This is a genomic window from Candidatus Streptomyces philanthi (assembly GCF_059553635.1).
Window position 1 is genome coordinate 1 of the sequence record NZ_JCANQV010000495.1, and the last position, 2,581, is coordinate 2,581.

Below are 2,581 nucleotides of genomic sequence, written 5' to 3' on the forward strand. Positions count from 1 at the left end.
GCGCCTCCGGGCGGCCGGCCACACCGCCTCGTACGCGCACTGCGATGTGTCCCGGGAGGACGACTGGGAGCGGGCGGTGGCGGCGGCGCGGCAGCGGTACGGGCCGGTCGGCGGCCTCGTCGGCAACGCGTACCTCCCGTACACCGCGCCCGCCGACCGCACCCCGCTCGCCGACTGGGACCGGCAGCTGGCGGTGAACCTCACCGGCGCCTTCCTCGGCGTCCGGGCCGCCCTGCCGGACCTGCGGCGCGAGGCCGGCGCCGTGGTGCTGACCTCGTCCGTGCACGCGCTGGTGGGGCTGCCGGGACGGCCCGCCTACGCGGCGTCCAAGGCCGGGCTGACCGGGCTGGCGCGGCAACTGGCCGTCGAGTACGGGCCCGAGGTGCGGGTCAACAGTGTGCTGCCGGGACCGGTCCTGACGGCCGCCTGGGACGGGATCGGTGAGGAGGGCCGGCGGGCGAGCGCGGCGGAGACCGCGGCGCGGCGGCTGGGGCGGCCGGAGGAGGTCGCGGCGGCCATCGCGTTCCTGCTGTCCGGTGAGGCGTCGTTCGTCACCGGGGCGAGCCTCGTGGTGGACGGCGGCTGGAGCGTGTACAAGAACTCGTCGTGAGGCGGACGGGGCGCGGCGCCCCGTCCCCCGCTCCGATCCAGGGGGTCCGATGGGCATCCACTACGGCGGCGACTACAACCCCGAGCAGTGGCCCGAGGAGGTGTGGTCCGAGGATCTGGCGTTGATGAAGGAGGCCGGGGTCTCCATGGTCACCGCCGGGATCTTCTCCTGGGCGAAGGCCGAACCACGGCCCGGCGTCTGGGACTTCGGCTGGTTCGACCGGGTGATGGACGGCCTCGCGGACGCCGGTGTCGCCGTCTGCCTGGCGACGATGACGGCGTCACCGCCGCCGTGGCTCTCCCGCGCGCATCCGGAGATCCTGCCGCAGGGGCCGGACGGGCGGCGGCTGTGGCCCGGCTCCCGGCAGCACTACTGCCCCTCCAGCCCCGTGTACCGCGAGCACGCCGTACGGCTCGTGGAACGGCTCGCCACCCGCTACGCCGACCATCCGGCGCTCGCGATGTGGCACGTCAACAACGAGTACGGCTGCCACACCCGGCAGTGCTACTGCGAGGTGTCGGCGGCTGACTTCCGGCGCTGGCTGCGCGAGCGGTACGGCACGGTGGACGCGCTCAACGACGCCTGGTCGACCGCGTTCTGGTCGCAGGCGTACGGGGACTTCGAGGAGGTGCTGCCGCCGCGCGACGCCCCGACCTTCCCCAACCCCGCCCAGCAGCTGGACTACCTCCGCTTCGGCGACGAGGCGCTGCGCGCCTGCTACCTGGCGGAGAAGGCGGTCCTGGAACGTGTCACCCCGGCCGTGCCGGTCACCACGAACCTCATGCCGCAGCACAAGCCCGTCGACGCCTTCGCCTGGTCGGCGCACATGGACGCGATGGCGCTGGACTTCTACCAGGACCCGCAGGTGCCCGACGACCACGTCCGGGCCGGGTACGTCTTCGACCTGATGCGGTCGGCGCGCCACGGGCAGCCGTGGCTGCTGCTGGAGCAGGCGCCGGGCGCGGTCAACTGGCGGGCGCGCAACGCGCCCAAGCCGCCCGGGGCGATGCGGCTGTGGAGCTGGCAGGCGGTGGCGCAGGGCGCGGACGCGGTGCTGTTCTTCCAGTGGCGGCAGTCGCTGGGCGGGGCGGAGAAGTTCCACTCGGCGATGGTGCCGCACGGGGGCACGGACACCCGCGTCTTCCGCGAAGTGGCGGCGCTGGGGCGCGAGTTCGCGTCCGTACCGGAGATCGCCGGGACGCGGTCGCGGGCCGAGGTGGCACTGCTGACGGACTGGCAGAGCTGGCGGGCGCTGGAGCTGGACTCGCGGCCGTCGACGGCGCTCGACCACGGGAGGATCACGCTCGACCACTACCGCCCGCTGTTCGAGGCGGGCGTGCCCTGCGACGTGGTGCCGCCGGACCGCGAGCTGTCCGCGTACCGGCTGGTCGTCGTCCCCAACCTGTATCTGCTGACGACGCGGGACGCGGAGCGGCTGACGGCGTACGTCCGGGGCGGCGGGCGGCTGCTGGTGTCGTTCTTCTCGGGCATCGTGGACGCGCACGACCGGGTGCATCCGGGCGGCTGCCCGGCGCCGCTGCGGGAGGTGCTGGGGCTGTGGGTGGAGGAGTTCTGGCCGGCGGCGGAGGGGGAGGCGCTCGCGGTCGGGGACGGGGCGTACGACGGGGGCGCGGACCTGTGGGCGGAGGTGGTGCGCCCCGAGGGCGCCGAGGTGCTGGCCCGCTTCACGGAGGGCGGCCCGGTGGGCGGGCCCGCCGTCACCCGCCACGCCTGTGGCCGGGGTGCCGCCTGGTACGTCGCCACCCGTCTCGCGCCGCCGTTGATGCGGGCGCTGATGGACGACGTACGGGAGGACGCCGGGGTGCCGCCGCTGCTGCCGGGGCTGCCGGACGGGGTGCAGGCGACGGTGCGGGAGGGGGCGGGCGGCCGTTTCCTGTTCCTGCTCAACCACGGGGCGGCGCCGGTGGAGGTGCGGCTTCCGGAGCCGCTGCGGGACGTCCTGGGACGGAC

Annotated in this window: 2 protein-coding genes; both read left to right on the forward strand. The window is 75.0% G+C overall.

Annotated elements, in window-relative coordinates:
• Positions 1 to 610 (forward strand): SDR family NAD(P)-dependent oxidoreductase (locus AC51EU_RS29420; protein ID WP_496270141.1); only part of this gene is annotated, 610 nt, incomplete at its 5' end.
• Positions 611 to 659: 49 nt separating this feature from the next.
• The coding region (locus tag AC51EU_RS29425; RefSeq protein ID WP_496270142.1) for a beta-galactosidase at positions 660 to 2,581 on the forward strand (1,922 nt) is incomplete at its 3' end.